Origin of the sequence: Pseudomonas sp. SJZ079 (genome assembly GCF_007993865.1) — a bacterium.
GTDB lineage: Bacteria > Pseudomonadota > Gammaproteobacteria > Pseudomonadales > Pseudomonadaceae > Aquipseudomonas.
This window is the reverse complement of record NZ_VIUH01000040.1, coordinates 20,052-27,448: the sequence shown is the minus strand read 5'-3', so window position 1 is coordinate 27,448 and position 7,397 is coordinate 20,052. Positions and strand designations below refer to the sequence as shown.

General features: G+C 63.9%; 6 protein-coding genes. All 6 read left to right on the top strand.

The genetic code is table 11. The annotated features are described in order from the left end of the window. Positions 1-315: 315 nt before the first annotated feature. The 6 genes from FBY03_RS22210 to nuoF all read left to right on the top strand — a co-directional run bounded on the left by FBY03_RS22210 (position 316) and on the right by nuoF (position 7,365). Positions 316-2,322, top strand: coding sequence for a PhoX family phosphatase (locus tag FBY03_RS22210; RefSeq protein WP_147174518.1), 2,007 nt, complete (start codon positions 316-318; stop codon positions 2,320-2,322). Between the two features lie 269 nt (positions 2,323-2,591). After that, entirely contained in the window at positions 2,592-3,008 is a 417-nt protein-coding gene (locus tag FBY03_RS22205; RefSeq protein WP_147174517.1) for an NADH-quinone oxidoreductase subunit A, read from the top strand. A gap of 9 nt (positions 3,009-3,017) precedes the next feature. After that, a complete protein-coding gene (locus tag FBY03_RS22200) occupies positions 3,018-3,692 on the top strand; it encodes an NADH-quinone oxidoreductase subunit B family protein (RefSeq protein WP_147174516.1) in 675 nt (224 codons plus the stop codon). A gap of 46 nt (positions 3,693-3,738) precedes the next feature. Beyond that, on the top strand, positions 3,739-5,520 hold the full coding sequence (nuoC, locus tag FBY03_RS22195; protein WP_147174515.1) for an NADH-quinone oxidoreductase subunit C/D: 1,782 nt from the start codon (positions 3,739-3,741) through the stop codon (positions 5,518-5,520). A gap of 1 nt (position 5,521) precedes the next feature. Next, positions 5,522-6,019: an NADH-quinone oxidoreductase subunit NuoE gene (gene nuoE / locus FBY03_RS22190; protein WP_147174514.1), complete on the top strand. Its 498-nt coding sequence runs from the start codon at positions 5,522-5,524 to the stop codon at positions 6,017-6,019. Beyond that, entirely contained in the window at positions 6,016-7,365 is a 1,350-nt protein-coding gene (nuoF, locus tag FBY03_RS22185; protein WP_147174513.1) for an NADH-quinone oxidoreductase subunit NuoF, read from the top strand. Before nuoE ends, nuoF begins: the two co-directional genes overlap by 4 nt. Positions 7,366-7,397: the final 32 nt, after the last annotated feature.

The following is a 7,397-nucleotide window of genomic DNA, read 5'->3' as shown; positions in this document are numbered from 1 at the left end:
CGCCGCATCGCGCAAAAACAGGCCCGGCCCTTCGGGTTGCGCGGGAAATGGCCCCCGCTGTTGTTGCAGGACTTGGCAAGGGAATGACCATTACCCGCGTCCTGCGCCTAATCGGGGGCCATTTCTCGCGGCAACGCGGCTCGCAATGAAACAGCAACAGACCCTAGCCTGATACTGCTCACGCCAAACGCTTCCCGCGACTTAGGGCAACTGCGTGCCTGCCCGATTTGTGCACTGCAGCACATGTCCTGTAATCGTTCCGTCGTGTTGTTTGTTTAGCGTCGAGGCTCCCTCGATCAGCCCAAGGAGCCGACCATGCAACATGAGAGTGACAACGAGGTGTTGTTCGGTAGCGGTGATGAGTTACTCAGCAATCACTGCGCCAACGCCCACATCAACCAAGTGATCAGCGGCGGCCTCGCCCGCCGACAGGTGTTGGCCGGCGGTGCTGCACTGGGCACCTTGGCATTCCTGGGCGCGGTCCTGCCCTCTGCGGTCAATGCCGCTGAACCGACCAGCCAGGGCCCGGCGGGGTTCTCTTTCAAACGCCGCAGCAAGTTGCCGTTCGCCCCAGTGGCCGTGACGCGCGCCGATACCATCAGCGTGCCTGCTGGCTACCGGGCCAGCCCGTTCATACCCTGGGGCACCCCGCTTAGCGGTCGCTACCCGGCCTACCTCGACGACGGCAGCAACAGCGCCCAGGACCAGGCCGAGCAACTCGGCATGCACCACGATGGCATGCACTTCTTCCCTATCGATGCCCAGCAGGGTCACGGCCGCAACAGCCATCACGGCCTGCTGGTGCTCAACCATGAATACATCGATGCCGGGTTGCTCCACCCCAATGGACCCACAGTGGTGGATGGCAAGCGCACCAGTGCCGAACAAGTACGCAAGGAAATCAACGCCCACGGGGTGTCCGTGGTGGAAGTTTGCCGTGGGCCGCGCGGCGAGTGGACAGTGCTGCCCAGTGCCCGCAACCGCCGCGTCACCGGCGCGACCCCTATGCAGATCAGCGGCCCGGCACGCGGCCACGTACTGCTGCAAACCCGCTACAGCCCGACCGGCACGGCCACCCGCGGCACGCTGAACAACTGCTCCAACGGTTTCACGCCCTGGGGCACCTACCTGACCTGCGAGGAAAACTGGGCCGGGTATTTCGCCAGCGACGACCCCAGCCTGCCCCGCGAGCTGAGCCGTTATGGCCTGCGCAGCAGCAGCCGCTACGGCTGGGAAAGCGTGGCCGGCGATGAGTTCGAACGCTTCGATGCCACCCGCACAGGCGCAAGCGCCAGTGACGACTACCGCAACGAACCCAACCACTTCGGCTGGATAGTCGAAATAGATCCTTTCGCCCCCGAGTCCCAGCCGATCAAACGCACCGCACTCGGCCGCTTCGCCCACGAGGGCCTGGTGTTCGCTCCCGTTAAGCCGGGGCGGCCGCTGGTCTGCTACTCCGGCGACGACTCGCAGAACGAGTACATCTACAAATATGTCAGCCGTGACAAATACCGTCCGGGACGCAGCAATGGCCAACTGCTGGATCACGGCACCCTGTACGTCGCCCGGTTCAATGCCGACGGCAGCGGCGAGTGGCTGGCGCTGGATCTTCAGGATGCGAGCTTTCAACAGGCCTGCCAAACGGCCGGGGTGAGCTTCGCCGACCAGGGTGAGGTGCTGATCAATACTCGCCTGGCTGCCGACGCCGTCGGCGCGACCAAGATGGATCGCCCGGAATGGGGCGCGGTGAATCCCGACAACGGCGAGGTCTACTTCACCCTCACCAACAACAGCTCACGCAGCGAGACTGACGCCGCCAACCCACGGACCGCCAACCCCTATGGCCACATCATCCGCTGGCGCGAAGGCAGCAAACACTACGCGGGCCGCCACTTCAGCTGGAGCCTGTTCCTCCTCGCCGGACCGGAGACCGACAGTGTCGGGCCCAACGGCCAGCCGCTGAGCGCCGACAACCGCCTGGCCAGCCCAGACGGCCTGTGGTTCGATGATGAAGGCCGCCTGTGGATTCAAACCGACATGAGCGGCAGTCAACTCGGCAGCGGCCCCTTCGGCAACAACCAGATGCTGGTCGCCGACCCGAAGAGCGGCGAGTTGAAGCGCTTTCTGGTCGGACCGCTCGGCGCGGAAATTACCGGCATCACCGCCACCCCGGATTTCCGCACGCTGTTCGTGAATATCCAGCACCCCGGTGAAGGCTCGACCGCCAGCAACTTGCTCAGTACCTGGCCGGACGGCCCGGGTAAGCGGCCGCGCTCGTCGACGGTCATCATCACGCGCGACGACGGTCGACGCCTGCTGTAGCCCTCCGGGTCAATGCTCCATCCGAACTAACCGGCCGTGCTGGCCGGTTAGTTACCTTCCCCGCCTCAATCACCCGCCCTTTTCGCCGCAGCCCTTGCCGGGTGTCCGGCGGTCAACCCTTCGCTGCAGGGTGACGGGCAGCCGTGACAATTTTTTTTCGGCATAAATTCACTGACTTGCAGAAGCCCGCCTAGTATTGAACTAAGCGCCGAGACGCAGGCGCAGGGAGCGATGCACGAGCAATACCCTTCCTTAGCGAGGAGTACGGCATGCCAGATGCGGTAATGAGCCTGGCCCATAACTGGGGGTTAGCGGTTTTTCTTCTAGGCGTTGCGGGTTTGTGCGCCTTTATGCTCGGGGTCTCCAGCCTGCTGGGCAGCAAAGCCTGGGGGCGCAGCAAGAACGAGCCGTTCGAGTCCGGCATCGTCTCCACTGGGGGGGCCCGCCTACGCTTTTCCGCCAAGTTCTACCTGGTAGCGATGCTGTTCGTGATCTTCGATGTGGAGGCCTTGTTTCTCTTCGCCTGGGCCGTCTCGCTGCGTGAAAGCGGCTGGGCTGGGTTTATCGAGGCGTTGATATTCATCGCGATTCTCCTGGCCGGGTTGGTTTATCTGGCCCGGATCGGCGCCCTCGACTGGGCTCCAGAGGCGCGCCGCAAGCGCCTCGCCAGCAAACCCAAATCTTGAGGTGCAGGCGTGCAATACAAACTCACCCGAATCGACCCCAACGCGCCCAATCAGCAATACCCGATTGGCGAGCGCGAGACCGTCGGCGATCCACTCGAAGGTCAGGTGCACCGCAATATTTACATGGGCAAGCTGGAAGAGGTGCTCAACGGCGCAGTCAACTGGGGCCGCAAGAACTCCCTCTGGCCGTACAACTTCGGCCTCTCCTGCTGCTACGTGGAGATGACCACGGCCTTCACCGCACCGCATGACATTGCCCGTTTCGGCGCCGAAGTCATCCGCGCCTCGCCGCGCCAGGCGGACTTCATGGTCATCGCCGGCACCTGTTTCATCAAGATGGCGCCGATCATCCAGCGCCTCTACGAACAGATGCTCGAACCCAAGTGGGTGATCTCCATGGGATCCTGCGCCAACTCCGGGGGCATGTACGACATCTATTCTGTGGTGCAGGGCGTCGACAAGTTTCTTCCGGTGGATGTCTACGTACCCGGCTGCCCGCCCCGGCCCGAGGCATTTCTGCAAGGCTTGATGCTGCTGCAGGAGTCCATCGGCCAGGAACGCCGCCCACTGTCCTGGGTGGTCGGCGATCAAGGGGTGTACCGCGCCGAGATGCCCTCGCAGCGAGAACAACGCCGTGCCGAGCGGATTCAAGTCACCAACCTGCGCAGCCCTGATGAAGTTTGACTCGAGTTCCGATTAACGCCTGCCGCTAACGGATAGCCACGACACCATGACTGCACCCAGTGCCCTACACACAGCGCCGCCACCCACAGCCACTGACGATGTGGTCGCCGAGCTGCACGCGCGATTCGGCGCCGAGGCCTTCACCCTGCAAAACACGCGTACTGGCATGCCGGTGCTCTGGGTCGCGCGTGAGTTGCTGCTGGAGGTACTGGGCTACCTGCGTCAACTGCCCAAGCCCTACGTCATGCTCTATGACCTGCACGGCATGGACGAGCGTCTGCGCACCCAGCGCCGTGGGCTGCCGGCGGCGGACTACAGCGTGTTCTATCACCTGCTGTCGATCGAGCGGAACAGCGACGTGATGATCAAGGTTGCCCTGCAGGAAAACGACCTCAAGCTACCCAGCGCCACGCGCATCTGGCCCAACGCCAACTGGTACGAGCGGGAAGTCTGGGACATGTTCGGCATCCACTTCGATGGCCATCCGCATTTGACGCGGATCATGATGCCGCCGACCTGGGAAGGTCATCCGCTGCGCAAGGATTACCCGGCCCGCGCCACCGAATTCGACCCCTACAGCCTGTCCGCCGCCAAGCAGGACCTGGAGCAGGAAGCGCTGCGCTTCCAACCGGAGGACTGGGGCATGCAGCGCCACAGCGAAACCGAGGACTATATGTTCCTCAACCTCGGTCCCAACCACCCTTCGGCTCACGGCGCTTTTCGCATCATTCTGCAACTGGATGGCGAGGAAATCGTCGACTGCGTACCCGAAGTCGGCTACCACCATCGCGGCGCCGAGAAGATGGCCGAGCGCCAGTCCTGGCACAGTTTCATCCCCTACACCGACCGCATCGATTACCTCGGCGGGGTGATGAACAACCTGCCCTACGTGCTGGCGGTGGAAAAACTGGCCGGCATTACCGTACCGGACCGGGTCGACTTCATCCGGGTGATGCTCGCCGAGTTCTTCCGCATCAACAGCCACCTGCTGTTCCTCGGCACCTATATCCAGGACGTCGGCGCCATGACCCCGGTGTTCTTCACCTTCACCGATCGCCAGCGCGCCTACCAGGTGATCGAGGCCATCACCGGTTTTCGCATGCACCCGGCCTGGTACCGCATCGGCGGCGTCGCCCATGACCTGCCGCGCGGCTGGGACAAGCTGGTGCGGGACTTCGTCGCCTGGCTGCCCAAGCGCCTCGACGAGTACGAAAAAGCCGCGCTGCAGAACAGCATCCTGCGTGGCCGCACCCTCGGCGTCGCCGCCTACAACACCCAACAGGCGCTGGCGTGGGGCGTCACCGGCTCCGGCCTGCGCGCCACCGGACTGGACTTCGACCTGCGCAAGGCGCGCCCGTATTCCGGTTACCAGCACTTCGATTTCGAGATTCCTTTAGCGGTGAATGGCGATGCCTACGACCGCTGCATCATCCGCGTCGAGGAAATGCGCCAGAGCCTGCGGATCATCGAGCAATGCCTGAACAACATGCCGGCGGGCCCCTACAAGGCCGATCACCCGCTGACCACGCCGCCACCGAAAGAACGCACCCTACAGCACATCGAAACCCTGATCACCCATTTCCTGCAGGTGTCCTGGGGCCCGGTGATGCCGGCCAACGAGGCGTTTCAGATGATCGAGGCGACCAAGGGCATCAACAGTTACTACCTAACCAGCGACGGCAGCACCATGAGCTACCGCACGCGGATTCGCACCCCGAGCTTCCCGCACCTGCAGCAGATCCCGGCGGTGATCAACGGCAGCATGGTCGCCGACCTGATCGCCTACCTGGGCAGCATCGATTTCGTCATGGCCGACGTGGACCGCTGATATGACTAGCACGCTGATTCAAACCGACCGCTTCGCCCTCAGCCACGACGAACGTGCGGCCATCGAGCATGAGATGCAGCACTACGAAGATCCGCGTGCGGCGTCCATCGAAGCGCTGAAGATCGTGCAGAAGGCCCGCGGCTGGGTGCCCGACGGCGCCGCCGAGGCCATAGGCGCGCTGCTCGGCATCCCCGCCAGCGACGTAGAGGGCGTGGCGACCTTCTACAGCCAGATTTTCCGTCAGCCCGTGGGTCGGCACATCATCCGCCTGTGCGACAGCATGGTCTGCTATATCAATGGCCATGAGGCGATCCAGGAGGCCTTGCATCAGGAACTGGGCATCGGCCTGGGCGGGACCAGCCGCGACGGCCGCTTCACCCTGCTGCCGGTGTGCTGCCTGGGCAACTGCGACAAGGCGCCGACCCTGATGATCGACGACGACACCCACAGCCACCTGGACGCCGCCACCGTCAATCAACTGCTGGAGCGCTACCCATGAGTTGCGTGTCCCTGAGCACCGCGAACCGGGTGCCACGCCCGACCGACACCCATCCGCTGACCTGGCGCCTGCGCGACGACGGCGAGCCCGTGTGGCTGGACGAATACCAGCGGCAAAACGGCTACAGCGCCGCGCGGCATGCCTTGAGCCAACTCAGCCCGGACGAGATCACCCAACAGGTCAAGGACAGCGGCCTCAAGGGCCGCGGCGGTGCCGGCTTTCCCACCGGAGTGAAGTGGGGGTTGATGCCCAAGGACGAGTCGCTGGATAAACGTTACCTGCTGTGCAACGCCGACGAGATGGAGCCCAACACCTACAAAGACCGCCTGCTGATGGAACAGCTGCCGCACCTGTTGATCGAGGGCATGCTGATCAGCGCCCGCGCGCTCAAGGCCTACCGTGGCTACATCTTCCTGCGCGGCGAATACGTCGACTGCGCCCGCCACCTCAACCGCGCGGTCGAGGAAGCCAAGGCCGCCGGCCTGCTGGGACGCAACATCCTCGGCAGCGGTTTCGACTTCGAGCTGTTCGTGCACACCGGCGCCGGCCGCTATATCTGCGGCGAGGAGACGGCGCTGATCAGCTCCCTCGAAGGGCGCCGTGCCAACCCGCGCTCCAAGCCGCCCTTTCCCGCGGCCGTCGGCGTGTGGGGCAAACCGACCTGCGTGAACAACGTCGAAACCCTGTGCAACGTGCCGGCGATCATCGGCAACGGCGTGGCTTGGTACCAAGCCCTGGCCCGTCCCGGCAGCGAGGACCACGGCAGCAAGCTGATGGGTTTTTCCGGCAAGGTGAAGCAGCCTGGGCTGTGGGAGTTGCCATTCGGTATCCCGGCCCGCGAACTGCTCGAGGACTATGCCGGTGGCATGCGCGCTGGCAGCCGCCTGAAAGCCTGGCAACCAGGTGGCGCCGGCACCGGCTTCCTGCTGCCGGAGCATTTGGATGCACCGATGTACGCCGCTGGCATCGCCAAGGTCGGCACGCGTATGGGCACCGGCCTGGCCATGGCGCTGGACGACAGCGTCAACATGGTCGGCCTGCTGCGCAACATGGAGGAATTCTTCTCCCGCGAGTCCTGCGGCTTCTGCACCCCCTGCCGCGACGGCCTGCCCTGGAGCGTCAAGCTGCTGCGCGCCCTGGAACTGGGTCAAGGCCAGCCCGGCGATATCGAAACCCTGGAACAGCTGTGCGACTTCCTCGGCCCCGGCAAAACCTTCTGCGCCCATGCCCCTGGCGCCGTCGAGCCGTTGGCCAGCGCCCTCAAGTATTTCCGTAACGAATTCGAGGCCGGCATCGTGCACCCGGCACATGCCGAGCACAACCAGCCCACAGCACTGGAGGTGTGAATGAACATGGCAGAACAACGCACGCACTCCAT

What these genes read in the sequence shown, in the direction of transcription:
- FBY03_RS22210 (WP_147174518.1), top strand. Translation starts at nt 316, where the DNA reads ATGCAACATGAGAGTGACAACGAGGTGTTGTTCGGTAGCGGTGATGAG.
- FBY03_RS22205 (WP_147174517.1), top strand. Translation starts at nt 2,592, where the DNA reads ATGCCAGATGCGGTAATGAGCCTGGCCCATAACTGGGGGTTAGCGGTT.
- nuoC (WP_147174515.1), top strand. Translation starts at nt 3,739, where the DNA reads ATGACTGCACCCAGTGCCCTACACACAGCGCCGCCACCCACAGCCACT.
- nuoE (WP_147174514.1), top strand. Translation starts at nt 5,522, where the DNA reads ATGACTAGCACGCTGATTCAAACCGACCGCTTCGCCCTCAGCCACGAC.
- nuoF (WP_147174513.1), top strand. Translation starts at nt 6,016, where the DNA reads ATGAGTTGCGTGTCCCTGAGCACCGCGAACCGGGTGCCACGCCCGACC.